The organism is Burkholderia sp. AU30198 (assembly GCF_020419825.1).
GTDB lineage: Bacteria > Pseudomonadota > Gammaproteobacteria > Burkholderiales > Burkholderiaceae > Burkholderia.
In genome coordinates, this window is record NZ_JAIZSA010000005.1 from 84704 (window position 1) to 110777 (window position 26074).

19 protein-coding genes and 3 pseudogenes are annotated in these 26074 nt (G+C 66.1%); 10 read left to right on the top strand and 12 right to left on the bottom strand.

Annotated elements, in window-relative coordinates; all coding sequences use genetic code 11:
* Positions 1-248 precede the first annotated feature (248 nt).
* Positions 249-1433: a porin gene (locus LGN19_RS13505; RefSeq protein ID WP_174957284.1), complete on the bottom strand. Its 1185-nt coding sequence runs from the start codon at positions 1431-1433 to the stop codon at positions 249-251.
* Between the two features lie 486 nt (positions 1434-1919).
* On the opposite strand from LGN19_RS13505, the gene LGN19_RS13510 reads away from it, so the two are divergent.
* Together LGN19_RS13510 and LGN19_RS13515 are read left to right on the top strand one after the other, a co-directional pair.
* Positions 1920-2264: a DUF3088 domain-containing protein gene (locus LGN19_RS13510; protein WP_226215196.1), complete on the top strand. Its 345-nt coding sequence runs from the start codon at positions 1920-1922 to the stop codon at positions 2262-2264.
* Between the two features lie 50 nt (positions 2265-2314).
* Positions 2315-3313 (top strand): ABC transporter substrate-binding protein, encoded by a 999-nt coding sequence (locus tag LGN19_RS13515; RefSeq protein WP_226215197.1) that lies wholly within the window; start codon positions 2315-2317, stop codon positions 3311-3313.
* Here the strand turns inward: LGN19_RS13515 and LGN19_RS39910 are convergent.
* The 3 genes and pseudogenes from LGN19_RS39910 to LGN19_RS13530 form a co-directional block, all read right to left on the bottom strand.
* Positions 3314-3577: pseudogene (locus LGN19_RS39910) on the bottom strand (integrase); the annotation flags it as partial. It lies immediately after the preceding gene.
* A 30-nt stretch (positions 3578-3607) separates the two neighbouring features.
* Positions 3608-3679 (bottom strand): annotated as a pseudogene (locus tag LGN19_RS39915) (hypothetical protein); the annotation flags it as partial.
* Positions 3672-4601: a LysR family transcriptional regulator gene (locus LGN19_RS13530; protein ID WP_226215199.1), complete on the bottom strand. Its 930-nt coding sequence runs from the start codon at positions 4599-4601 to the stop codon at positions 3672-3674. The gene LGN19_RS13530 and the pseudogene LGN19_RS39915, both read right to left, overlap by 8 nt.
* 94 nt (positions 4602-4695) lie before the next feature.
* On the opposite strand from LGN19_RS13530, the gene LGN19_RS13535 reads away from it, so the two are divergent.
* Positions 4696-5793, top strand: a complete 1098-nt coding sequence (locus tag LGN19_RS13535) for an alpha/beta fold hydrolase (RefSeq protein WP_226215201.1) — start codon at positions 4696-4698, stop codon at positions 5791-5793.
* Between the two features lies 1 nt (position 5794).
* Here the strand turns inward: LGN19_RS13535 and LGN19_RS39920 are convergent.
* A pseudogene (locus LGN19_RS39920) lies at positions 5795-6306 on the bottom strand (Tn3 family transposase); the annotation flags it as partial.
* Positions 6307-6338: 32 nt separating this feature from the next.
* On the bottom strand, positions 6339-6659 hold the full coding sequence (locus LGN19_RS13545) for a hypothetical protein (protein WP_122949822.1): 321 nt from the start codon (positions 6657-6659) through the stop codon (positions 6339-6341).
* A gap of 417 nt (positions 6660-7076) precedes the next feature.
* On the opposite strand from LGN19_RS13545, the gene LGN19_RS13550 reads away from it, so the two are divergent.
* Together LGN19_RS13550 and LGN19_RS13555 are read left to right on the top strand one after the other, a co-directional pair.
* Positions 7077-10853: a tetratricopeptide repeat protein gene (locus tag LGN19_RS13550; RefSeq protein WP_226215203.1), complete on the top strand. Its 3777-nt coding sequence runs from the start codon at positions 7077-7079 to the stop codon at positions 10851-10853.
* A 283-nt stretch (positions 10854-11136) separates the two neighbouring features.
* On the top strand, positions 11137-12726 hold the full coding sequence (locus tag LGN19_RS13555) for a tetratricopeptide repeat protein (protein WP_226215204.1): 1590 nt from the start codon (positions 11137-11139) through the stop codon (positions 12724-12726).
* Positions 12727-12890: 164 nt separating this feature from the next.
* On the opposite strand, the gene LGN19_RS39790 is transcribed toward LGN19_RS13555, so the two are convergent.
* Complete coding sequence (locus LGN19_RS39790) at positions 12891-14135, bottom strand: glycosyltransferase family 9 protein (protein WP_226215205.1); 1245 nt, start codon at positions 14133-14135, stop codon at positions 12891-12893.
* Positions 14136-14791: 656 nt separating this feature from the next.
* Between LGN19_RS39790 and LGN19_RS13565 the strand changes: the two genes are divergently transcribed.
* From LGN19_RS13565 to LGN19_RS13575, 3 genes are all read left to right on the top strand, one after another.
* Positions 14792-16264 (top strand): benzaldehyde dehydrogenase, encoded by a 1473-nt coding sequence (locus LGN19_RS13565; RefSeq protein WP_226215206.1) that lies wholly within the window; start codon positions 14792-14794, stop codon positions 16262-16264.
* A 14-nt stretch (positions 16265-16278) separates the two neighbouring features.
* Positions 16279-17406, top strand: coding sequence for an NAD(P)-dependent alcohol dehydrogenase (locus tag LGN19_RS13570; protein WP_175220503.1), 1128 nt, complete (start codon positions 16279-16281; stop codon positions 17404-17406).
* Positions 17407-17569: 163 nt separating this feature from the next.
* Positions 17570-18733, top strand: a complete 1164-nt coding sequence (locus tag LGN19_RS13575) for a helix-turn-helix domain-containing protein (RefSeq protein WP_226215575.1) — start codon at positions 17570-17572, stop codon at positions 18731-18733.
* A 58-nt stretch (positions 18734-18791) separates the two neighbouring features.
* Here LGN19_RS13575 and LGN19_RS13580 read toward each other — a convergent pair whose 3' ends face one another.
* From LGN19_RS13580 to LGN19_RS13600, 5 genes are all read right to left on the bottom strand, one after another.
* A complete protein-coding gene (locus tag LGN19_RS13580) occupies positions 18792-19739 on the bottom strand; it encodes an NAD(P)H-dependent flavin oxidoreductase (RefSeq protein WP_226215207.1) in 948 nt (315 codons plus the stop codon).
* A gap of 74 nt (positions 19740-19813) precedes the next feature.
* Positions 19814-21460 carry an AMP-binding protein gene (locus tag LGN19_RS13585; RefSeq protein ID WP_226215208.1) on the bottom strand — a complete coding sequence of 549 codons (1647 nt, stop codon included), beginning with the start codon at positions 21458-21460 and terminating at the stop codon, positions 19814-19816.
* Positions 21453-22238 carry an enoyl-CoA hydratase/isomerase family protein gene (locus tag LGN19_RS13590; RefSeq protein ID WP_226215210.1) on the bottom strand — a complete coding sequence of 262 codons (786 nt, stop codon included), beginning with the start codon at positions 22236-22238 and terminating at the stop codon, positions 21453-21455. Before LGN19_RS13590 ends, LGN19_RS13585 begins: the two co-directional genes overlap by 8 nt.
* A gap of 86 nt (positions 22239-22324) precedes the next feature.
* Entirely contained in the window at positions 22325-23521 is a 1197-nt protein-coding gene (locus LGN19_RS13595) for a CaiB/BaiF CoA transferase family protein (protein ID WP_175220495.1), read from the bottom strand.
* Positions 23518-24282 (bottom strand): enoyl-CoA hydratase/isomerase family protein, encoded by a 765-nt coding sequence (locus LGN19_RS13600; protein WP_226215211.1) that lies wholly within the window; start codon positions 24280-24282, stop codon positions 23518-23520. The genes LGN19_RS13595 and LGN19_RS13600 overlap by 4 nt, the downstream gene beginning before the upstream one ends.
* 335 nt (positions 24283-24617) lie before the next feature.
* On the opposite strand from LGN19_RS13600, the gene LGN19_RS13605 reads away from it, so the two are divergent.
* A complete protein-coding gene (locus LGN19_RS13605; RefSeq protein ID WP_226215213.1) occupies positions 24618-25610 on the top strand; it encodes a hydroxymethylglutaryl-CoA lyase in 993 nt (330 codons plus the stop codon).
* The gene (locus LGN19_RS13610) at positions 25603-26034 is read left to right on the top strand and encodes a PaaI family thioesterase (RefSeq protein WP_175220488.1); all 432 of its coding nucleotides are present in this window, start codon (positions 25603-25605) and stop codon (positions 26032-26034) included. Before LGN19_RS13605 ends, LGN19_RS13610 begins: the two co-directional genes overlap by 8 nt.
* The last annotated feature ends 40 nt before the right edge of the window (positions 26035-26074 follow it).

Consider the following 26074-nt stretch of genomic DNA (forward strand, 5'->3'; position numbering starts at 1 on the left):
GACGCGCGGTTGGCTCGCCAGCGTGCCACCGGCAGGCAACACTGCGGTCACCCATCCGTTGCCGAGCTGGTGCAGTGCCGCGCGCCAGCTGCTGCGCGGCGCGCGAGGAGGGAGACGGGAGTCGATCATGGTCAAACACGTATCGCACGCGGGAAACGCCCATTCTCGACAACCGGACACGGCGCGGCAAACAACGATTCCCGCTTTGCTTATCGCGCGATGCTGCGCCGTGCCCGATGCGCGTGCCGTCAGAACTTCACGCGCAGCCCGCTGACGAGCGCGACCTGGCGGTTGGTCGACGACGCGCTGCCGATGTTCGAGATCGCCGCGATCGTGCGATAGCCGCCCGCCGTTGCCGTGCTCGGATCGCCGGCCGCGAGCTGGTAGATGCCGGACAGGTAGAGGTCGGTGCGTTTCGACAGCGCATAGTCGAAACCGAGCGTGAACTGGTGCCAGCGCGGTTTCAGCGTCTGGCCGCCGGTGCCCGGCAGGCCGCTCGCGCGCCCGTCGGTGAACGTATAGACGCCAATCAGCGTGGCCGCCGGCGTGATCTGGTAACGCGCGTTCACGTCGTAGTTGTTGAACTTGCGCGACGAGCCGTCGAGATAGTCGAGCTGCGTGTGGCTCCACGCAAAGCCGAGCGTCGCCCGGCCGAGCGCGTAGTTCGCGCCCACCACGCCGATCTGCTGCTTGCGCACGCCGCCGTTCAGCCCGTAGAAGAACGCGCCGCTGTAGTCGTTGCCGGTGGTCGAGGTCGCGCCGCCCACGGCGCCGCTGGTATTCGACGTCGAATTCGGATGATTGAAGCGCACATAGCCGGCGCCCACCGACAACGGGCCGTTCACGTAGTTCGCCGACGCGCCCCACGCGTTGTTATTCGAGAACCCGGTGCCGGCGCCGCCGTTGGCCTGGTTGCTGAACGCATAGAGCAGGTCGGCCGTGAAGCCGGCGATCGTGTCGCTGCGGAACTTCACCGCGTTGTTGAGCCGGAAGCTCTGGTTCATGTTGTCGTTGTCGCCCACGTGCGTGGCGGGCGACCAGAAGCCGGACCCCGAGTACGGCGCGACGAGGTCGGTGATCGGTTCGTACTGGCGGCCGAAGGTCAGCGTGCCGATGCCCGACTTGGCCAGGCCCACGTACGCGGAGCGGCCGAACAGGCGGCCGCCCTGGCCGAGCCCGCCGTCGCTCGGCCGGAAGCCGCTTTCGAGCGTGAAGACCGCCCGCAAACCACCGCCGAGATCTTCCACGCCTTTCAGGCCCCAGCGGCTGCCGCTCAGCTTGCCGCTCGTCTGCTGGATGTTGCTCGCGCCGCCCTGGTTGTTCGTATAAGCGAAACCGGCATCGACGACGCCGTACAACGTGACCGAACTCTGCGCATGCGCGCTGACCGAAGCGATCGAAACCAAACCCAGGACTACCGATTTTTTGATCACGACTATCCTCTGTTTTTATGGGTACATCTGCGAGGATCACGATGCTATTGATGACGGACGTGCCGGCGAACGGCCGATCCGTGGTTTGTAAATCGCGGCGCGGCCGATTTGCAATGTGCGTCGCCGCACGCCCGGCATGTGCGTCGCGATCGCGTCCGGCATTCATGCTGCGGCGAACGCATTGCACGAACGGCGAACGTCACGCGCCCGAAACGCGCGAGCGTCGTCATATCGATCGATGAAATCGTTCGATATCCGCAATACATCCGGCCCGGCGCACGATGTTTTTATGCAACGCACGCTGTGCGGCGGGTGCCCGATGCGCTACATGCATCCGCATATCGATTCCGCAAAACGTTGGTAGGGCCGTGCGATGGAGGACGGTAGAGTCGGGCATCCGGCCTCGGGCCGGCATGCTCCGGGAACGGAAGGGCGCACAAGCGCGCGTTCGTCCCGGCTGAACAACCTACACGGGAGCCGTTTGACATGAGTCGCGATGTGCTGTTTCTGCTGGAACCGGGCTTTGCCGATCCGAAGCATCCGGGCCAGCGCTTCGTCTGTCCGCATGGCCTGTCGATCGAGGGGCTGCTCGCGAGCGCGCCGGATCGCGCGGGCCGCATCGACGTGAAACGCGTCGGCTTCGAGCGGCCGCGGCACGCGGTGATCGACGCGCTCGACGATGCGCACCAGGGGCTGCCGGTCCTCGTGCTCGGCCGCGACCAGCCGGCACCGGAGGACGCACGGACGCTCGGCGACGTGCGCTTCGTCACCGACGCGCGCCGCATCCTCGAGCTGCTGGCCGAGCGCCACGGATTTCCGGTGCTGCATTGACGCGGCGGTTTTCACGTCCCATCCGATCGACCGACTGACAGGAGTATCCGATGTCGTCCATTTCGGCGGCACGCCGCCGTTTGCTGCTGGCCGGCACCGCGGTCGTGGCGGCCCCATTCGCCGCGAAGGCCGTGCTCGCGGCGGCCGTCGTCAACGCCGATCTCGCCGGCACCACGTTGCGCGTCGCGACCTACAAGGGCGGCTGGCGTGCGCTGCTGCAGGCGGCCGGGCTGGCCGACACGCCATACCGGATCGACTGGCGCGAGCTGAACAACGGCGTGCTGCACATCGAGGCGCTCAATGCGGATGCGCTCGACATCGGTTCGGGTAGCGAAATTCCGGCCGTGTTCGCCGCGCGCCAGAAGGCCAACGTCCGGCTCATCACCCGCGTGCGCGAAGATCTCAACAACCAGGTCACGCTCGCGCGCAAAGACACGTCGATCCACAGCATCGCGGATCTGAAGGGCAAGCGCGTCGGGTACGTGCGCGCAACGACATCGCACTACTTCCTGTATCGCCAGCTCACGGAGGCCGGCCTGGGCTTCTACGACATCCAGCCGATCAACCTGTCACCGACCGATGGGTTGTCCGCCTACGACCGCGGCGATATCGACGCATGGGCGATCTACGGCTACAACGGCCAGCTCGTGCGCAACCGCTACGGTGCGCGCGTGCTGAAGACGGGGAAGGGCTATCTGTCGGGCAATTTTCCGGTCTATGCGAACCCGCGCACGCTCGACGATGCGCGCCGTCGTGCGGCGACGGGCGATCTGCTGCTGCGATTTCGGCGCGCGTATGCGTGGGCGAACGGGCATGTCCGCGACCATGCGCTCGCGCAGAATCGCGAGACGCGCGTGCCGGTTGCCGATCTCGTCGCGATGTTCGACCAGCGCAGCGAAGACTACGCGCTGCTGCCGGTCACGCCCGACGTGGTGGCGCAGCATCAGCAGGTCGCGGATGTGTTTGCGCGGATCGGTGTGCTGGATGGGCCGGCCAATGTCGCGCCGCTCTGGGATACGTCGTTCAACGCGCTGCTGGCGGCGACGTGATCGGAGGCCATGAGAAGACGCCCGGGTGAGCGGGAGATTCGGGCGAATACGCGCTGTCGAAAGCTCGTCCTGGATCGCATCGGCGACCAGCACGAAAAACCGCCTCGGCACGCGCCAGAGTCGAGTGCTTTCGATACGGGTGCCGTCCTCCTCGAGACTTGCGACAAGCGGCGTCGCCGGGTTCCAGCGCGAGGGCGTGACCGGCAGTCCTCGCTGAACGAGAGCTGCCGTCAGGTATCCGCTGTGGCTGCTATCGGCGAGCGCTTGCCGGCGACACCTCATCTTGCGGATTTCGTTGTTGCGGGAGTCTGCTGCGTACACGTTGCCGCTGGCGTCGACCGCAACGCCAGTCGGACCATTAGACAAGGCTGCCGCCTCTCGTGGACGTTGGAACGCTATCGATCGCGTCGCTCGCTTCGTATTCCTGGAACAAGCGCCACACCCTTTTTACATGGGGCGATGCGGGCCGCTGGCTCATGAACATGGCGAGGGGCCACGTCGGGAGACTCGCGTCCAGGACGCGAGCATAGCGAACCCCTGCGAACTGGAGGCGTTGTGTCGAGGTCGGCAAGAGCGTGGCGCCGAGTCCGGCGGAGACCAGCGATAAGAGGCTCAATGCGCGGTTGGCTTCCGCGACGATCCGTACATCCATTCCTGCCTTGGTAAAAGTATCGAGCAATTGTGCATGCAGGACCGGCCCTTGAGAGGCGGGGAACAAGATCAGCCCCCGGTCGGCAATGTCCCGCAGCGTGGTATCTCCGTGTTGTCCGTCGTCGAACAGCGCCGCGATGCTGTTCTCCGGGGTGAAGGGATGAACACGTAGTGGGCCAGCGAGGTTGAACGGCGGGTGGGCGAATCCGATATCGATCCTGCCGCTTGCGAGCGCACTCAACTGGTCGTTAGTCGAAAGCTCGCGCAATTCGGGTTGAATTGCCGGGAACCGCGTCCTCATGGCGAGTAACCGTCGGGGCAGGTGCTCGTACAGGGCGGCCGAATCGAACCCGATTCGAACGACCCCTGCCTCGCCGCTTTCCACTGACTGTGCGATGGCGGTCGCGCGATCGGCATGGTGGACTGAGGCTTGCGCCTCCTCACGGAAAGCTGCGCCCGCGACGGTCAAGGTCAAGCGCCGATGGGCGCGGGCAAACAACCGAATTCCCAGTTCCTTTTCCAGGCGTGCAATGGATTGACTGAGCGGTGGTTGCGCCATGCCAAGCCGCTGAGCAGCGCGTCCCATATGCAATTCCTCGGCGACAGCAAGAAAATGGCGCAGGTGGCGAAGTTCCATATCGCAGCGATATCAAAAATATTCAAAGCCATTATAGATAGATCATCGATAGATCGGGACAATCTTCCCTACCGCTACTGCCTTTGGGGACACGATGCGTCATGCCAAGTGGGCCATCGCCACATTGCTTAGTTTTGCTTCCTACTCTGCGCAGGAAGTTCGTGCTGAAGTGATGCGTCGCGACTACACCGTACGGGCCGAAGATGGCCTGAAAATTTTCGTGCGTGAACTGCGCGACGACAAGGCGTGCGTCGATCGCGGCCCCATGCTTCTGGTCAACGGCGGCAGGCCGGGCGTTTTGGCGAGTTGGGACGTCGATGCGAGGGAGCCTTCCACGGCGGAGGCGTTCGCAAAGGCCGGACATCATCTCTATCTCATGGATGTGCGTGGTTTCGGGCGATCGGAATTTCCGCCCGAAATGGACGACGGGCGCCTTGGCGCACCTCCGGCCGTGCGATCCAACCAGGCGGTGCGGGACATTGCGACGGTCGTTCGCGAGATTCAGCGCCGCAACCCGGGGGAAATGCGCCTGACGGCGATGGGATGGGCCACTGGCTCGCAGTGGCTCGGCCATTATGCGTCGCTCTACCCGGAAAGCATCTCGCATCTGATCTACTACAACGGCGCGTATGGCGGCCCGGCGGGCGGCTGGCACTTGCAGGCGGAGTTCGGCGATCCGGACGATCCCGCACAACTGGACCGGAAGCGTTATGGTGCCTACCAGTCCTCGACCGCCGGTTCGCTGGGCAACCGCTGGCGCGACGAAGGCATCGATCCTGCCTTTCTGGAGCGCTACGTTGCGGTGGCCATGGAAGGAGACAAGGCCGCGAAGACCCGGCATCCTGCCAGTTTTCGCCATCCCACCGGGCCGCTTGCTGATACCTTGCTGATGGTCAACGGCCGGCCCATCTTCGATGCGTCGTTCATCCGCTCGCACGTGCTGATCCTGCGGTCGGGCAATGATTTCTGGTCACGGCCGGTGGATGCGCAGACCTTGTTGGCACATCTGACTAATGCGGCTTCCACACGATTCGCCGAACTGCCGGGCGCATCCCACTACGCGCACCTGCTGCCCGGCCCAGATCGGCGCGCATTCATCAAAACCGTGCTTGCCTTTACGGCACCGCTGGCCGCAGGGAGCGACACCGTGAGGCGGGAGTGTGCCGATAACAAGCGGGGGGTGCATTCGTAAATTCATCGGCGAGGATATCGGCGACGCCGTTGAGCAGGACCACAAGGTCTTCGACCTGATCACGCTGCTTGCGCTGAATCACCTCCCACTCGTCGCTCGCACGCTTGTGGATGGCGCCCATGGGCTGCATGAACATGTCGGCGAGATCGTTGCGGGCGCGCACCCGTATGCGATTGAGAAGCGCGACGATCAGCGTATAGCGCTTCTCAGGCAGCGTGTCGTTCTTGAGCGTCGACGCATCGAGCACCATCGCCTGCTGGGCGAGCGTGCGTAGTTTCGCAGCGGAAATGCCGGCCGTGGCGAGCGCGAAATCGCCGAGTCTGTCGAGCCAGCCGATCTGGTCGATCAGCAGGTCCAGGCGTTGCCGGGACAGGCGTTTCGCATGGCGCCTGATGCGGTTGTAGGCGGTCTGCCGGCTCGACAGATTAGCGCGAGCAACCGGTCCAGCGCGAGCTTCTGTTCGTCAGTCAGGCGCCGTGTGACGTGCTTGAATAGCCGCGACTGCGCACGGTGTGAGCCGCGTCGTGAATGCCTGCATGACCGGATCAGGCGAACGTCGTCGCCACCATGATGCCGAACACGACGCCGATCGCAATCCCACAGAGCCGGCCGTAAATCGATGCGCGCACATTGTCGTCGAGCACGAACGGCGAGCGTTTGTGCTTCCATACCGTGCTGAATGCCACCGGGCGGGTCAGCAGGGCGATACATGCGAGCAGTACCGGCGTGGCGATGAGCATCGCGATGCGTTGCCCGTTCCAGTCGACGCCGTGCATCGCCAGCGAAACGATCGCGGCAAGCGGAACCTCGACGCACAGGCCCAGCAACGAGCCGTTGACGAAGGAATCTCCGGGGGACTGAAACATGATCGGTCCTAGCGTTCGAATGAAATCGGCGCTCGGCTCGAGCTCCCGACAATAAAAAAACCACGGCCGTTGCCCAAGGTCGGTCGACCGTATTCGACATAAGCCAGGATGACGGGCGGATAGTACGGCAAATCATTGGCCCGTTGGCGGTCATTCAAGCTATTTAACAAATGTCGCGGGCAGCGATGCATTTTTATGCTGCGCCGGGATGTCGCGCCGTGATAATAATCGGGCACCTTGTCGTCGGTGGCGTGCGTGAAGGCTGCGCGTCGACATGGCCGAAGCCGCAGCATTGCCGTTCCGGCACGAAATATGACCCTGATCGGTTTCCGAAGCATCTGCCGGGCTTGTTCCGGAGCGGGGCACCGGGCGGATTGAACCGATGGCCATGGCGAAGCGTCACCCATCCAGTCGAACATGAGCGAACACAACGTTACGGGCAGCGATGCGCCACGCGTCGGCGCGGCAAACGCGGAATTTTCAGCAGGTGTCGCCGCGCATCACGCCGGGCAGGCGGCGGATGCGGCGCGGCATTACCGGGCGGCGATTGCGCTTTACCCCGATCACACCGAGGCACTGAACAATCTCGGTATTCTGCTCGAGGACGATGGGCATGCCGGCGAGGCCGAGCATTGCTACCGGCGAGCCATCGAGATTCACCCCGACAACGTGGACGCGTGCGTCAATCTCGGCCTGCTGCTTCATGATGGACAGCGCTTCGATGAAGCGGAGGCCTGCTACCGCCGCGTATTGGCGTTGCATCCCGGCCATGGTCCGGTGCTGCGCAGGCTCGGCCTGCTGCTGCAGGTCACGGACCGTCACGCTGAAGCCGAACGTATGTTGCGCGATGCGGTGATTGCCCGCCCGGGCGACGCCGTGGTTCATGCCGATCTGGCGATGCTGCTTCAAGTGCTCGGGCGAGCCGACGAAGCAGAGAGGCATTATCGGGAATCGCTCGTGCATGAGCCGAACGCCCTCGCGACGCTCAACCGGTTCGGCGCGCTGCTTCACACGCTCGGACGGTTGCCGGAGGCCGAGACGTGTTTCCGGCGTGCGGTTTCGCTGCAACCCGACGCGCGCGAGGCGCGCGGCAACCTCGGCAACGTGCTGTTCGCCCAGCAGCGATACGGCGAAGCCGAAGCGTGTTACCGCGACGTGCTCGCATACGATCCGTCGTTCGCGGAGGTATGGAACAACCTCGGCCGGCTGCTGCATGAGGTCGGCCGGCTGGACGAGGCCGCCGCTGCGTTGAGACACGCGTTGACGCTCGATCACGACCGCGTGCCGACCACGTTCAACCTGAGCCTGGTGCTGCTGGCGATGGGGCAGTACGAAGCAGGATGGCGGCACTACGAAGCGCGCTTCCAGCCTTCCTCGCACTGGGGCGACGCTTCGTCGTATCGCGTCCTGGCAAGCCTGCCGGCGCCGTGCTGGCAGGGCGAACCGCTCGACGGCAAATCGCTGGTCGTCTGGCCCGAGCAGGGGTTCGGCGATGTCGTGCAATTCGCGCGCTATCTGCCGCTGCTCAAGCAGCGCGGCGTGTCGATGCTGACGGTGGTGTGTCCGGCTGCGTTGACGCGCCTGATCGCAACGGTCGATGGCGTGGATCGTTGCGTCGGGATTGACGAAGCGGCGGCGCTCCCGGCACACGATTACGCCGTCCCGATCATGAGTCTTCCGTTGCGCTGCGGCACGACGCTCGACACGATACCCGCGGCGGTGCCCTATCTGCACGTGCCGGCACCGCTCGTCGAGCACTGGCGGGGCAGCGTGCCGGCTGCCGGCCTGAAGGTCGGGTTGGTCTGGGCTGGCGATCCGCGCCCCGATCAGCCGCAGGCACACGCGACGGATCGCCGGCGCTCGCTTCCGGCAAGCGCGTATCTGCCGCTGCTGACGATTCCGGGCGTGAGTTTCGTGAGCTTGCAGAAGGGCGAAACGGCCCATCGGCAGATCGACACGATTCCGTCGTCGCTGCGTCCTGTCGATCCGATGGCGCACGTGCGCGACTTCGCGGACACGGCGGCGATCATCGCCCATCTGGATCTCGTGATTACCGTCGATACGTCGGTTGCGCATGTGGCGGGCGCATTGGGCAAGCCGGTCTGGATCCTGTCGCGCTTCGACGGCTGCTGGCGCTGGTTCGCGGATCGCGACGATTCGCCGTGGTATCCGCGTGCGCGACTGTTCCGTCAATCGGAACCGGGGCAGTGGAACGATGTCGTCGAGCGTGTAGCGGGGGCCCTCGAGCACCTGCGTGACGAACGGAATGCGTCGCGCGTATCGGCAGCACCTCAGGAAGCACTGGATCGGCAGTTTTCGCAGGGCCTGCAGCTGTGTCAGCAGCGCCGTTTGGCGGAGGCGCTCGCCTTTTACGATGCAGCGCTCTCAACCGCGGCGGATCCGTCCGTTCGAGCGTACCTGCTGGGCTATCGGGCGCAGTCGCTCAACGGTCTTGGCCGCGTCGACGAAGCGCTTGAGCAGACCGATCACGCGTTGCAACTCGATCCTTCCCAGTTGAGTGCGCTCTGCACGCGCGCTTATGCGTTGTTGCTGAAGCAACAATTTCAGGCGTGTCTCGAATGCTGCGACCGAGGGCTGGCATTCCATCCCGGCCGAATCGAACTGCTGCACAACCGTACCGCCGCGCTGGCCGGGCTCATGTGCAATGAAGCGGCGCTGGAGACGAGCGAACGCATCCTGGCGCAGAACCCGAACGATGCGAGGGCGCTCAACAACAGCGCGGTCATGCTCGACCGCTTGGCGCGTTACGACGAGGCGGCCCAGCGTTACAAACGCGCGGTTGCGATCAATCCCGACGAGCCGTGGGTGCTGGGCGCGTTGTTGACCGCGCAGCTGCGCACGTTCGACTGGGACGGGCTTGACGGGCTACAGCGGGGCATCGCCTCCCGGGTGGCCGAGGGCCGCCCGACCATCGAGCCGTTTCGCTACCTGGCCGTATGTGCCGACCCGCAGCAGCAACTGGATGCGGCCCGGATCTATGTTGCCCAACGCATCCCCAGGCCCGCGACGCATTCGGTCTTTCGGTCCGCAGGCATGCCGCGCAGAAAGATCCGTATCGGCTATTTTTCATCGGACTTCCGCACGCATCCGATGATGGAATTGATGGCTGAAGTGTTCGAGCTGCACGATCGGGAGCAGTTCGAGATCCATGCATTTTCGTTCTTCGACGACCCGCACGACCCGGCACAGCGGCGAGCGCGAACGGCCTTCGATCGCTTTCACGATGTCGACGGCATGACATCGGACGAGATCGTTGCCATCGCACTGAACGAGACGCTGGATATCGCCATCGACCTGAACGGACACACCATGGGCGCGCGGCCGACGGTGTTCGCGACGCGCATCGCGCCGGTGCAGATCGCCTACCTGGGCTATCCGGCCAGCACGGGTGCCGACTATATCGATTACATCGTCGCCGACGAGGTCGTGATTCCGCGCACGCACCGGCACTTTTATTCAGAGCAGGTCATTTACCTGCCGGGTTCGTTTCAGCCCAACGATCGTCATCGCGAGCAGCCTGGCAGGCGACTGGATCGTTCGGCCTATGGGCTGCCGGCGCACGGATTCGTATTCAGCTGCTTCAACGATCCCGTGAAGCTGCTGCCGTTCATGTTCGAACGCTGGGTCAGCATCCTCAAGGCGGTCGACGGCAGTGTGCTCTGGCTCCACTGTCGAGACAGTGAAGTTGCACAGGGCAACTTGCGGCGCGAAGCGGCCGCGCGCGGGCTCGATCCCGAACGGATCGTCTTTGCACCACGCGTGCCGTTGGCCGACCACTTCGCACGTCAAGCCTGCGCCGATCTCTTCCTCGATACCGTTCCGTTCAACGCCGGAGCCACGGCAAGCTGCGCGCTTTGGTGCGGGTTGCCGGTACTGACGGTTCCGGGCGACACGTTTGCCAGCCGGTATGGCGCGAGTCTGCTGGCGGCGCTCGGGTTGCCGGAGTTGATCGCGCCGGATCTCGACATGTATGAAGCCATCGCAGTGGATCTTGCACGCTCGCCAGGCAAGCTCGGCGCAATCAGGCAAAAGCTCCGTGACGCACGGGATCGGTCACCGCTCTTCGACACGCGTCGCTTCGTGCGTCATCTGGAGCACGCTTACCGCATCGTCGTGCAGCGATATGCGAGCGGTTTGCCGCCGGACAGCATCGACCTGGCGAACGCGGATTGACCACGCTAAATGCGCCGGCGCGACGAATATCGGGGAAAAAGGAACTGCTGGATAATGCGCAACAAAGTCAAACCTGGCGCTCGCGCCGCCAGACGAAATTCGAACACTGCGGAGAACGCCGGTATGCGGGCCTGTTCGGCCCATGAGATCGAGTCGCCGCCACACTGAATTGGCGTGGCCGATCGGCAATCGTGCGTTGCGCCCATCCAAGTGGCGTAGCGCGCAGAAGCATGATGGGCAGGTCGATGCTGTCGAATTGCATAACTAACTATCGGGGAACGGGATGTCGTTTGATGAGGACTTCAATGGCGTCGCTGCACAGGTGCGCGACGCGGAGGCTGCCGGACAGTTCGATCGGGCGGCTGAGCTTTTCCAGGTCCTGTTTGAAAAGTATCCACGTCACGACATCGCTCTGAAAGCCTATCTGGACGCACGCTTGCGTCAGGGGCAGACAGGAAAGGCACTCGAGGCTTGCGATCGCGCCATCGCCGCGACTCCCGAGTCGACCATGCCGTGGCGCGAAAGGGCGCTGATCTGCTTCAATCATCTGAACGATCGCGCCGCCGCCATCGCCAGTCTAAAAGACGGCCTGGCCGCATTTCCGTCCAATGCCGAGTTGCATCTGATGCTGGCCGACGCGAGTTTTCAGATGCTCGACTTCGATACGACACGCCGGCATGGCTTGAAGGCGGCTGAATTCGGCGACCTGACCATCGCGTTGCGGGCACGCCATCGATTCCTCGAAGATCATGAAGGGGCCGTACGCATCGCGCGCGCGATCCTGGAGCAGTACCCGACGGAGATGGGCGCGCTCGTGCAGGGCGGCATCTCGCTCTACTTGCTGGGGCGCTTCGAAGAAAGCCTGGGCTATCTGTACCGGGCCGCCGAACACGATCCCTATCGAGGCGACGTCCTGTTTCCCCTCGCGAATCTGCTTTTGCTGCTGGGTGACACGAAGGCCGGCTGGCGCCGATATGAAATGCTGGCGGATCTTGCATCGCTCGGCAGCGGCCCCGGTGTCCTGACCGCCCATCACGACCGCTTGTGGCGCGGGCAGTCTCTCGAAGGCAAGCGCATTCTGGTGATCAGCCATCTCGGCCTTGGCGATTGCCTGATGTACGCACGTTATGCCCGAGACCTGAAGGCGGCGGGCGCCCATGTCACGCTCTGCGTCAAACCGGAGTTGATGCGGCTTCTGCGCGAACTCGAAGGCGTCGACGAATTGTTGAGCGCCTGGCCTGTCGAGACCTGGAGCAACTACGATTACTGGATCTTCGAAAACTTGCTGCCCGCGAGACTGGGGGCGAGCGAAGGGGTGGTACCTACCTACCGGGACGGCTATATCAAGCTGAAGGCCCCGGACTTCGCGAAGGCACTGGCCGACCGCCGTCGCGCATCCGACCGGCTGCGAATCGGCTTGTGCTGGGACACGTCACCCAATTATTTCGCGGGGCGCGCTCGCAGTCTCGCACCTGAAGATCTTCAGCCGTTGGCCGAGATTGAAGACGTCGACTGGTTCGTGCTTCAGAAGCATCCGCTCGAGCCGGATTTCGCGGCACGTAGCGGACTGTCCCTTCTGAATCGATCCGCTGAATGGAACGATCTTTACGATACGGCGGTATTTGCCGCATCCCTGGACCTGACTCTCTCGATCTGCTCGGCGCCCGTGCACCTGGCCGGCTCGCTGGGGCTGCCCGCGTGGGTCATGCTCGGTGCGCCGGAGTGGCGCTGGGGCACGCACGGCGATACGGGGCCGTGGTATCCGCAGATCCGGACCTTTCGTCAGGCGGCACCCGGTAACTGGCGCAGCGTTACCGAGGCGGTGCGTGACGCACTGGAAGCGGCGCGCGGGAGCTTGCGCCACGTGGAGTGACGGGCGACACATCGTCGTCGCAGCGGGCATCGACGCGCGCCGGGCGCGGCGATCATCGCTTTGACGAGTGAGGCGTGCGGTGCCCGGCATTCCGGTTCAATCACGACGCCGTGGGTACGCGTACCGACAGGTGCGCGTGCCGCGGCGCCAACACGTGGTATCGGCTACCACGCTGAGTCGTTGCCGGACAACGCATCCGCGATCTCCAATACCGGTCTGCTCCAGTCGCCCAACGTTGCCTGCCGATACAACTGCATGGATCGGTACCACGGCGTATCGCGATGGCTGTTGGACCAGCGCTCATCGCATGCGGCCGACAGCAACAGCCACACTGGGCGCCCAAGTGCGCCTGCGAGGTGAGCCGGCCCGGTATCCACCGTAATCAGTAAATCCAGCGCATCGAGGATGACGGCCGTATCACCGAGATCGTTCAACGCATTGCCCATGACGCCAATACCGTGTTTATCCAGCAGCGCATGCTCTTCATCGGTGATCGTGCCGAACTGTAGCGCGTGGAAACGGGTCGCCGGCGCACCGAACAATGGCTCGAGTTGCGCCAGTGAGATGGATCGATACGGTTCGTGGCGCACCGAAGTATTGCTGCGCCAGATCAGACCGATCTCGCGAACGCCATCGCGTCGATTGTTGAACGTGTCGGCGATACGTGGCGGCAGTTCTCGTCCGGCAGGCGCCTGTACGTATGGATTCGTCCAGCTGGGGAAGTAGGGCGTCGTTTGATACCGGGCAAAGAGGTCGAAGGTGCAGAGGATGCCGTCGCTTTGATCAATGGCTTCGCTGGCGTTCTCGACAATCGTGATCCAGTCATAGGCGGCGAATACCGGTGCCAAGATGCGTGGCACCTGCAACACGATGGTCGACGCACCTTCGTCCCGCAACAAGTGCAGATACCGGGAAAACATGATCACATCGCCAAGACCGCCTTCCTGAAGGATGAGCACGCGCCGTCCGGCGACCGACTCGTCGAATCGAAGCAGCTTGTCGATAATTCGCCCGTACTCGCTCGTGTGCGCGGGATAAATATTCGAAACCACACCGGCTCGCCCCCATGCATCGCGCGATCTCCGATCGAGCGCGCGAGCTTCGCGGAAATGACCTTGAGCGTAGTGTGCGATCACGAGTTCGGCGCTCAACACCCGGAGGTCGGGTTCGTGGTGAAGTTCCGTGAGCGATTGCTTCAACAGCGTTTCGGCCTGCGCAAACAGGCCGAGATGGTTCATGTCGATACCGATCTGCGCGCGCAGAAACGGATCTTCAACCCGGTCTGCGATTTCTTGCACCACCCGGATCGCTTCTTCGGCGTAACCCGAGCGTCTGAGCGCGCGACACAGCGCAAGTCCGGTGCTCGCGGATTTGTCCCGCAGGTAGGCCTGGTATGCGCTGTCGAGCACGGATTGGTCGCTTGTCAATTTACCCCCTGTGAAATGGAGCTGGCCCGGTCGCGAACATATGCTCGACGTCTGCTTCTGTCTCGGGCACGGTTTGCGCTACGACGGGTGCTTCAACCTGGCGCAACGAGAGCGGCGACCTCGGTGATATGCGCTCGCCTTCGCACGGGCCTGTGTTGCGAAACGATCCCGATTATCGCGCATTGCTTGCACGACGCGGTGCGTTCTCGGCAAGCCGGTTGCCGACCGAACCTGGCGCCCCGGGTCTTCACGTTCGCCGATGGCTCGTTCGACGTTGGGCCCGCGGTGCCGGACACGTCGACAGCGCACGCCTGCAACGACCTTTCCTATGCGGTGATCCGGTTGGGATGCACATCGATCGGTGCGTCGGTTCGACCGGCGTCCGGTTGCCCTCGACTGCCGCCAGAGCCACTTTGGCATGGGCCGTGGGTGCGGAATCGACACGCCCTTCGCGCGGCGTATCGAAGTGTTCAGTTTCCGCACACGTCGATGCCTTCCCCCACCGACCGGCGCGGGTGCGGCGGGTGGGAACAAACCCGGATAGCGCCGTGTCCTCCCGGTCGCCTACCGTCGCGCGGATGCCGGTCGGGGTGATCCCGATCTCGATTCGGCGGGTCGCGATTTCATCAGGAGCGTACATGGATAGCAGCAACAACACGGCACTGTTCGACGCCGCCGTCTGGCACGGCAAGACCTTCAACGGACGCTGGCACGCGAGCCCGCACGTGGCCGACGTGATCGAACCCGCGACCGGCAACACGCTCGGCCGCATCGGCGTCGCGGACGGTGCGGCCGTGGCCGACGCGGCGGTGGCCGCGCATCGCGCGCAGCGCGCGTGGATCGGCCTGCCGTACGACGAGCGCGCGGCGGTTCTGCGCCGCGCGGCAACCGTCGCGGAAACGCACTTCGATGCGATCGTCGACTGGCTCGTGCGCGAGAGCGGCTCGACGCGCCCGAAAGCGGCGTTCGAGACGTCCATCACGATCAAGGCACTGCACGAGGCGGCCGGGTTGCCCTCTCGCGCGGCCGGAGAGGTGCTGCCGTCGGCGGCTGGCCGGCTGTCGCTCGCGCGCCGCCGCCCGCGAGGCGTGGTCGGCGTGATCTCGCCATTCAACTTCCCGCTGTACCTCGCGATGCGCGCGGTCGCGCCGGCGCTCGCGCTCGGCAATGCGGTCGTGCTGAAACCCGACCCGCGCACTGCCGTGAGCGGCGGCGTCGCGATCGCCCGCGTGTTCGAGCTGGCCGGCTTGCCGGAAGGCGTGCTGCACGTGCTGCCCGGCGACGGCGCGGCCGGTGCGGCGCTGGTCGCCGATCCGCACGTCGCGATGATCCAGTTCACCGGCTCCACCGCGGCCGGGCGCAAGGTCGGCGAAGCGGCGGGCCGCCACTTGAAGAAAGTGTCACTCGAACTCGGCGGCAAGAACTCACTGATCGTGCTCGACGACGCCGATCTCGAGCGCGCGGTCGCCAACACGGCATGGGGCGCGTACTTGCACCAGGGCCAGATCTGCATGGCAACCGGCCGCGTGCTCGTGCAGCGCGAGATTCACGACCGCTTCGTCGCGAAGCTCGTCGAGAAGGCGCAAAGTCTGCGGGTGGGAGACCCGGCGACCGCGGACGTCGGCCTCGGCCCGCTGATCAATGCCGCGCAACGCGACCATGCGGCGAGCCTGGTCGACGCGGCCCGCCGCGCCGGCGCACGCGTCGAGACGGGCGGCGGCCATCGCGACCTGTTCTTCGAGCCGACCGTGCTGAGCGGCGTCGCGCCGGGCAATCCGGCGTTCGACAACGAGATTTTCGGGCCGGTCGCGGTCGTCGTGCCGTTCGATACCGACGAGGATGCCATCGCGCTCGCGAACCAGAGCGAATACGGGCTGTCGATGGCGATCCTGTCCGCCGACGTCGGTCGCGCGCTCAGGATCGGCGAGCGGTTGAATACCGGGCTGTTGCACATCAACGACCAGACGGTCAACGATGAAGTGATCAATCCGTTCGGCGGCGTCGGCGCATCGGGCAACGGCTCGAGCATCGGCGGCAGCGCGAACTGGGAAGAATTCACGCAGTGGCAGTGGCTGACGATCAAGGGTGACGCGCCGCTGTACCCGCTTTGACAAGGAGACCGACCATGTACACCGAAAACGATACACGCGTGATGACCGCAGCCGTGGCGCGCGCCGCCGGCGCGCGCTTCTCGATCGAATCCGCCCGGATCCGTGCGCCGCGCGGCGACGAGGTGCTGGTGCGCGTCGTCGCGACGGGCTTGTGCCACACCGACCTGATCGTGCGCGACCAGTACTACCCGGTGCCGCTGCCGGCCGTGCTCGGTCACGAGGGCGCCGGCGTGGTCGAGGCGATCGGCCCGAACGTGAAGACGCTCGCCGCGGGCGATCACGTCGTGCTCACCTATGGCGCGTGCGGCCACTGCACGTCGTGCGTCGGCGGTCACGGTGCGTACTGCCGACAGTTCTTTCCGCTGAATTTCGGCGGCGCCGACGCCGACGGGCAGACCGCGATCCGCGACGCAGCCGGACAGCCACTGCACGATCATTTCTTCGCGCAGTCGTCGTTCGCGAGCTATGCGCTCGCACGCGAGAACAATGCCATCAAGGTGCCGACGGAAGCGCCGCTCGAACTGCTCGGGCCGCTCGGCTGCGGAATCCAGACCGGCGCCGGCGCGGTGATTCATTCGCTCGCGGTGCGTCCGGGCAGCAGCTTCGCGAGTTTCGGCGCAGGCGCGGTCGGCATGAGCGCCGTGATGGCCGCACGCGTTGCGGGCGCCAGCACCATCATCGCCGTCGACATCGTACCGTCGCGGCTCGCGCTGGCCCTGGAGCTCGGCGCGACGCACGCGCTCAACAGCAAGGACGTCAACGTCGTCGACGCGATTCGCGAGATCACCGGCGGCGGCGTCGACTTCGCGCTCGAATCGACCGGGTTGCCGGCCGTGCTGTCGCAAGGGATCGACGCGCTCGGCTCGCGCGGCACGATGGGCGTGGTGGGGGCGCCGAAGCTCGGCACGAAAGCCGAATTCGACGTGAACAGCCTGCTGCTCGGCGGCCACACGATCCGCGGTATCGTCGAAGGCGATAGCGTGCCGCAGACGTTCATTCCGCAGCTCGTGCAGCTCCATCTGCAAGGGCGGTTTCCCTTTGACCGCCTGGTGAAGTTCTATCCGCTCGAACAGATCAACCAGGCAGCGGAGGACAGCAGCAACGGCCTGACACTCAAGCCGATCCTGCGTTTGCCGCAGTGAGCGCGGGGCGCCGCCGTGGGCGACCCCGAGTCGACCGCGCGCGGCGGCGCCCCCGTGGAAAACACGCCGTTTCGGACACTGGGCTATATTGCGAATTCGCGCGACACGCCGGGCCGGTACGCCCGGCCCGGACATTCGACCCCATATGGAACGCAGCGTGAAGATGGCCTCTGAATCCCTTTCACGGCCCGTCGACCTCGACCGGCTCCGCGCCCGCTTCGCGGCGGGTGAGCCGCTGCCGGAGACCGCGTTGCCGGCCAGCGTCGCGCGCTCGTGGCTGCGTTCCCGTGACGCCGGGCTCCGGCCGTGGCAAACCGCCCACTACGAAATGCTCGGCGAGCTCGACGACTCGCGCGCGGGCCGGCGGCTGTACCGCTGCGTCGCGCAGGAAATCGAATCGCTGTGGGCCGCGTTCGGCGGCAGCGACTGGACGATCTTCTGCGTCGATCCGCACGGCACGGTCGTCCATGTGCGACGCAGCCCGCATTGCGACGAAGCGCTGCTGACGCCGATCGTTGCCGGGCGCCGGATCGTCGAGCCGAACATCGGCACGACCGCGCCGAGCTGCGTGATTCACGACGGTGCGGAGGCCGTCGTCGCGGGCGCCCAGCACTATCTTGACGAACTCTCGCGGGTCTTCTGTCTCGCGGTGCCGCTGGTCGGCTTCGACGGCGAGGTGATCGGCGCGCTCGACATCACCGGTATCGGGCGGCGCAATGTCGTGCAACTGCATGAGCAGTTCCGCCATGCGGCGCTGTCCGCCGAGCAGCGGCTGTATGCAATGCTGCGCGACTGCCATCTGCTGCAGGTGCAATACGATCCGCGCTGGCTCGGCACGCCGCTCGCCGGCGTCGTCGCACTCGACGAAACAGGCCGCGTTCGCGCGGTGAGCCGCCTGGCGCGCCAGATGCTCGATCTTGCACCGGCCGGGCCGATCGGCGCGTGCGAGGTTCGGCAGTTGTTCCCCGGCGCGACGCCTGCGCAACAGCGTCGTTTGCTGACACCGTCGCGCACGCCGCAGCGGATCGCGCGCGACGACGGCAGTCACGTTTGGGTGCGTACCGTGCGCGCACCGCTCGATCGGGTGTCGATGCCGCGCCAATCCGATACGCTCGAGTACGCAGCCGACGTCTGCGGCACGGCGTCGGCTGCCAGTCCGCTGGCCAGCCTGCACGAGCAGTCGCTCGATGCAATCCGCCGGGCGCTCGACGAACACGACGGCAATGTGTCGGCCGCCGCGCGGCAGCTCGGTATTTCGCGCACCACGCTGTACGCGAAGCTCAGGCAGCTCGATGCGGCGGGACTCAAGCACAGCGGGCCGCACTGACGCATCGCGCATTAGGCGGAAGAGACCGACGCGTTCGCGCCGCGGTATGCGCATCGATTCACGACAGGCGATCGACAGCCGCCCGATACTCGTCCACGAGCCGGGCCACCACGTCGCCCGCGCCGGGCAGGTCGGTCACCAGCCCGGCCGACTGCCCGAGTTCGACCTTGCCGCGTTCGGTGTCGCCGTTGAGCGCGGCCTGTTTCAGCGAACTGGCGGCAAACAGCGCGGCGTAGCGGTCGTCGTCCAGCCGCTCCGCATCGGCGCGCAGTACGTCCTGTGCGAACGCGTTGCGCGTCATCCGGACGGGCAGCTTGCGAATGCCAACGAGCGCGGTGCCGTCGATTTCCGTCTCCAGCACCGCGCGCTTGTAGTTGTCGTGCACGCCCGCTTCCCGCGTCGCGATGAAACGCGTGCCGAGCTGGACCGCGTCGGCGCCGAGCGCGAGCATCGCGGCAACGCCGAAGCCGTCGGCGATGCCGCCGCCGGCGACGATCGGCATGTCCGGCAGCACCTGGGCCACACGCCGCACGGCGACCAGCGTGCTGACGCCGTTCACCGGTGGATGACCACCCGCTTCCGCGCCGACCACGACCAGAGCATCGACGCCCGCATCGGTGGCCTTGCGCGCGTGTTCGAGCGTCGACACGACGTGGATCCAGCGCGTGCCGAGCGCGTGAAAGCGGGCGAGATGCGCACGCGGACCACCCTGCGACGCGATCAGGATCGGCACCCGTTCGGTCTCGATCACGTCGAGGAAACGCTCGGCGTCGGGGCGGTAAAGCGGCAGGTTCACCGCGAACGGCTTGCCGCCGACTGCGTCGCGCACGGCGCGCACCGTGTCGCGGAACGCATCGAGGTACATCGGGCCGGCGGCGATCACGCCGAGTGCGCCGGCCTGCGTGACGGCGATGGGCAGCGCCGCGTTCGAGGACGCCCAACTCATGCCGGCCTGAATGATCGGATAGCGGAGGTCGAGCAAACGCGTGAGGCGGGTGGGCTTCATGTGAGGGGGGTCCGGGAAATGAGGGGCGATCCGGCGGGCCGCCCGCACCGATCGGGAGCGGGCGGCGCCGGCGGTCAGGCGAGTCCGAATTCGCGGATCGCGTAGTCGCGCAGCTTGTTCTTCTGCACCTTCGAGCTGCCGGTCATGCCGATCTCGTCGAACGACGGCACGATCCGCAAATAGCGCGGCACCTTGAAATTCGCGCAGCGCGCCTTGCAGAAGGCGATCAGGTCCTCGCTCGACGCATGCGCGCCGGGCCGCAGCACGATGAACGCGGCGGGCACCTCGCCGAGACGCGCGTCGGGTACGCCGACCACCTGCGCAAGCTGCACGGCCGGATGGCCGAACAGCGTTTCCTCGACTTCGGCCGGCGCGACGTTCTCGCCGCCGACGCGGAACACGTCTTTCAGGCGCCCGAGCATCCGCAGCCGGCCGTCGTCGTCGATCACGCCGAGATCGCCGGTACGCAGCCAGCCGTCGTCGGTGAATGCCGCCGCGGTCTCGTTCGGCTTGTTGTAGTAGCCCTTCATCACGCTCCAGCCACGTACCTGGATCTCGCCCGGCGCGTTCGGCGGCTGGAGCGTGCCGGTGTCGGTCGCGACCGTGCGGATCTCGATGCCGGGATGCGGATGCGCCCAGCCGGCGACGCGCACCGCGAGCGGATCGCGCCAGTCGTTCAGCACGACGTTCGGCGACGCCTCCGACTGCCCGTAGGCGCCGACCATGTACGGCACGCCCATCACGTCGTGGATCTGCTGCATGATCTCCGGCCCCGCGGCCGCCCAGCCGCCGCGCAGATGGATCCGCTCGCGGCGGAATGACGGATCGCTCATCAGCATCAGGAAGATCGTGTCGTTTCCGGACGTCAGCGTGCAGCGCTCGTCGTCGAGCAACGTCAGCACCTTCGCGACGTCGAACGACGGTATCGACAGCAGGCACGCGCCGGTCACGAGTGCGACGAGCAGCGACATCGTCGTGCCTGCGACATGGAAGAACGGCCGCACGCTGAAATAGCGGTCGTCCGGCAGCACGCCGATCCGCAGCGCCGACGCGGCCGCGTTCATCAGCATGTTGCGATGGCTCAGCAGCACACCTTTCGGAAACGACGTGGTACCGGACGTGTACTGGATCAGCAGCGTATCGTCAGGCATGACCCGCTGCGCGCGCCGCGCAACCGCGTCGCGCAGCGCGGGCGTGTCGGGCAGCGCCTCGAAGCGCTCGACGCCGGCCGGCAGCGCACGATCGGTCACGCCGACCCGCACCGCGCGCCGCAGCAGCGGCAGCACGTCGCCGGGCAGCGACCGGTCGAACGCCGGCTCGACGTCGCGCAGCAGTTGCGTGTAGTCGATCTTCAGGAACGTGTCGACGTAGAACAGCACGCGCACGTCGCCTTGCTTCAGGCAGTAGTTCAGCTCGTCGGTCTTGAAGCGGGTGTTGACCGGCACGGTAACCGCACCGATCGACGCGGCCGCGTAGAACAGCACGACCCAGTCGATCGAGTTGCCCATCATGATGCCGACGTGCTCGCCCGGCTCGACGCCCAGGGCGATCATCCGTGCGGCGGCACGCGTCACGCGTTCGGCGAGTGTCCGGTAGTCAATGCGCTCGCCATCGATCACGAGCGCCTCCGCGTCGGGTGTGCTGCTCGCGCGGGCCGCGAGGATCGCGGGCAGGGTGATCGGGTCGCGCAGACCGAATCGTTCGACGAATGAATCAGTCATGGCGATGCTCCCCGTTCGATCCGCCGGACGCGGACGTGCCAAAGTTCGAAATCGTGCTTTTCCAGTCCGCATTCTGCAGCAACGTGTCGATCGCCAGGATCTCGATCGCGAGCGCGCCGGCCGGATCGGATTCGACGCCGCGCTCGATGCAGTCGCGCGTGAGCTGCATCGCGAGCGGTGGCGCGGCGGCAATGCCGCCGGCGAGCGCGCGGATCGTTGCGAGCGCGTCGGCCGCGTCGACGACGCGTGTGACGAGACCGGCGTCGTGCGCCTCGGCAGCGGACAGCGTCCGGCCGGTGTACGCCATGTCCTTCGCGAGCCGCTTGCCGACTGCGCGCGGCAAGCGCTGCGTCGCGCCGACGGTGCCCCACAGCGCCTCCGGCGTGCGAAAGCTCGCGTTCGGCGTTGCGACGATGAAGTCGCACGCCATCGCGATCTCGCCGCCGGACCCGACGGCCGGGCCCTCGACGAGTGCGATACACGGCTTGCCGATGCGCTCGAGCGCGTCGTACGCGGCAAACGCCTTCTGGCGGCGGGCCCGGACGGCATCGATGTCCATGCCCTTGCGCTCCTTCAGGTCGGCGCCGGCGCAGAACACCGGGCCGTTCGCGCGAACGATCACACAACGCACGGCGCCGTCGCCGCGCAGCGCGACCGCCGCGGCGCGCAACGCGTCGCACATGGCGCCGTTCAGCGCGTTGCGCTGGTCGGGCCGGTTCAGCACGATCTCGGCCACCGCGTCGCGGCGCTCGACGATCAGAACAGCGGATTCATCCATACAGTCTCCTCGTATCGCCGCGGCGCGTTTCGGGTTCCGCGCCACGCGATGTCGCCGGATCTCGTCCGGCCTGGGTCGGGTGGGGTTCAGATCGCGCCGTCGCGGCGCAGCATGTCGATCCGTGCGTCGTCATAACCGAGGCGCTCGCGCAGCACCTGATCGGTGTGTTCGCCGAGCAGCGGCGGACGCGCGATGTCCGGATTCGCGAAGCCGTCGAAGCGGAACGGCATCGGCAGTGCACCGAATTCGCCGATCCCGGGATGCGTGAACGCGCCGACCATCCCGCGCGCGCGCACCTGCGGATCGTCGAGCACCTGCGCGACGTCGTTGATCGGGCCCGCCGGCACGTCGGCCGCGTCGCAGGCCTCGCACAGCGCGGGTTGGGTCCATCCGGCGATCGCCTGCGTCAGCGCGGCCATCACGCGCTCGCGATGCGCGACGCGACCGGCATTGGTCGACAGTGCCGGATCCGACGCGAGCGCGTCGAGCCCGAGCAGGCGACACAGCGGCAGCCAGTGCTGGTCGCTGCAGGTGATGTGCACGTGACGGCCGTCCACGCACGCGAAGGTCGCCGACGGCACGCGCCCCGGATGCTCGGTGCCGAGCCGCGGCGGCACCTCGCCGAGCGCGAAGTAGCGCGCGGCCGCCAGCGTCAGCAGGCTCACCTGGCCGTCGAGCATCGAGAAATCGACATGGGTGCCGGCGCCCGTCAGCGCACGCCCGTTCAGCGCCGAGAGGATCGCGATCGCGATCCACAGGCCGGACGACAGGTCGGCCATGGGCAGGCCCGGCTTCACCGGGCCGCCGTCGCGCTCGCCGGTCAGGCTCATCAGCCCGCCCATCGCCTGGAATACCGTGTCGTAGCCCTTGCGTTTCGCGTACGGGCCGGTCTGGCCGAAGCCCGTGCACGACACGTAGATCAGGCCCGGATGCGCGGCGCGCAGCGACGCGTGATCGAGCCCATAGCGCGCGAGGGTGCCGACCGGGAAGTTCTCGAGCAGCACGTCGGCGCCGCCCGCGAGTTCGCGGACGATCGCCCGGCCCGCGTCGGTCTTCAGGTTCGCGGTGACCGACAGCTTGCTGCGGTTGCACGCGAAGTAATACGCGGACTGATCGCCGACGCGCGGCTCGAACGTGCGGGTCTCGTCGCCGCTACCGGGCTGCTCGATCTTGATCACGGTCGCGCCGAGTTCGGCGAGGATCATGTCGGCGAACGGGCACGCGAGCACGCGCGCGAGTTCGACGATCGTCACGTTCGACAGCGGTTTGACGGGCGCGCTCATGCGGCATCCCCGCGCGACGCGCGGAAGCCGCGCATCATCATGTTGGTGTCGAGCGCGGCATCGAGCGCGGGCAGCAGCGGCAGGTCCGCGACACGGTGGAACAGCCGCTTCGTGGCGGCCATCGCGGGCGCATCGAAGGCCGCGAGACGGTCGGCGAGTTCGATCGCGGTGTCGAGCATCGCGCCGTCGGGCACGACGCGGTTGACCAGCCCGAGCGAGCGCGCGCGCTCCGCGTCGAGCGTATCGCCGAGCGACACCAGCTCGAACGCAGCCTTGCGCCCGACCTGGCGGACCAGGTTTGCCATCACGATCGCAGCGACGATGCCGTGCTTCAGTTCCGGGTAGCCGAGCTTCAGGCTGCTGCCGGCGACCACCAGATCGCATGCGATCGCGAGACCCGCGCCGCCGCCCATCGCGTAGCCGTGCGCAGCGGCCACCACTGGCTTGCCGATCTGCGAAAACGCGCGATGCAGGTTCGTCGTCAGATGGGCGCGCGCGAGCGCCGCTTGCGCGGCGGACCCCGTATCGGCCGGATTCACGAAACCACCGAACTCGGTGATGTCGGCGCCCGCGCAGAACGCGTTGCCAGCCCCCGTCAGCACGATCGCGCGGATCGCAGGATCGCGATCCGCGTCATGCAGCGCGGCGAGGAGCGCCGTCGTCAGCGCATGGTTGAGCGCATTGCGCTTGTCGGGGCGATCCATCGTGAGTACGCGTACGGCGCCATGATCGTCTGTCTGCAGGCTGGAATGGGTGTTCATCGGCGAGTCGTCTTCGGAAGGCACGGCAGGAGGTTGCCGCAGTGAATGCAGGTTAATTCATGATGCGTGATTCAGTCAAATAAATACGTGACACTGAATCATTGTTCTTTCGTAGCCATGTCGGTGTTTACCCGCTCAAGATACTCTGGACGGGACGTCTTCTATCCCGGAAAGCACGCTATCACGGCTGTGGAAATTTCATCAAATCATTGATGTAAATGGATATTTGTCGGAATGTGAGCGCCATTGAGTCTTTCCAAGTCATCCCGATGCACGACGAATCAGACGATTCGCTTCCCCGGAAATGATTGACATCGAATCATTGTTTTGATTTGATGCGTGTCATTGTCAACGACTTCCAGACCACTGCGACTCCCGACATGGCCGACCTGATCCTCTGCGAATGCTTTGCCCGCGACGGGCTTCAGCATGAATCCGACTTCGTCGACACCGCGCGCAAGGTCGCGCTGATCGACCAGTTCGCCCGTGCCGGCTTCGCCCGCGTCGAGGCGACTTCGTATTCGAATCCGGCGGTCGTGCCGCAATTCGCGGACGCAAGCGACGTGCTGCGCGCGCTGCCGCGCGTCGACGGCGTGCACTACAAGGCGACCTGCGCGAACGTGCGCGCGGTCGAACGCGCGCTTGCCGACCTGGACGCCGGATTCGGCGCGAACGAGATCAGCCTGCTCGTGTCGGCCAGCGATGCGCATTCGCAGCGCAACCTGAAGCAGACGCGCGACACGCAGTGGGCGCGTATCGACGCGATGGCCGCCGTCGCGCATGGCCGCTTCCGGCTGGTCGGCACGATCTCGGTCGCGTTCGGCTGTCCGTTCGACGGCGACATCGACCCGGTGTCGGTGTTGCGTGACGTCGAGCGCTTCGCGCGCGCCGGCGTGCGCCACGTGACGCTCGGCGACACGATCGGCGTCGCGACCCAGGCGTCGACGCGCGCGCTGTTCGCGCAGATGCTGCGCGAATTCCCCGACGTGCACGCGATCGCGCATTTCCACGACACGCGCGGTACCGGCCTCGTCAATTACCTGGCCGCGCTCGAGGCTGGCGTCCGCTGCTTCGACGTCGCGTTCGGCGGGGTCGGCGGCCATCCGGCGAAGGTCCGCTATGGCGGCGGCGTGACCGGCAACGTTTGTACCGAGGATTTCGTCAACGTACTCGAAACGATGGGCGTCGATACCGGCATCGACCTGGCCGCGATGATCGACGCATCGCGCGCATGCGAGGCCGCGCTCGGTCGCGAACTGTCGAGCCGTGTCGCGCGCACCGGGCTGAACCCGCGGCTCGCCGCGCGTGCCGAGCACGCGCATGTCTGAGCGTGCCGCCGACACGTCGTCGGTCCGCATCGATTCGGCGTTCTGCGTCGACCACGGCTTCGTGCTCGTCGCCCATGGCGACGGCTGGGCCGAAGTCGCGTGCGAGACCCGCGACCGTCACGTCAACCGGCACGGCAACGCGCATGGCGGGCTGATCGCCGCGCTGCTCGACACGTCGATGGGCGTCGCGACGCGCGCCGGCGGCGACGTCGACAACCTCGGCACCGCGACGCTGAACGTGTCGTACCTGCGTCCCGCACGCGGCCGGCTGATCGCGCGTGCGTCGGTGTTGCGCAGCGGCGCCAGGCTCGCGTTCTGCGAAGCCGTCGCACGCGACGGCGGCGGCGCGATCGTCGCGACCGCGAGCGCGGTGTTCGCCGTCGCGCGCCTGTCGCCCGAACCGGGGCCCGACGGCGCGCGGTGACGCGGCGCCGGGCTCAGTCGATTTCCTTTCTACGAACGAG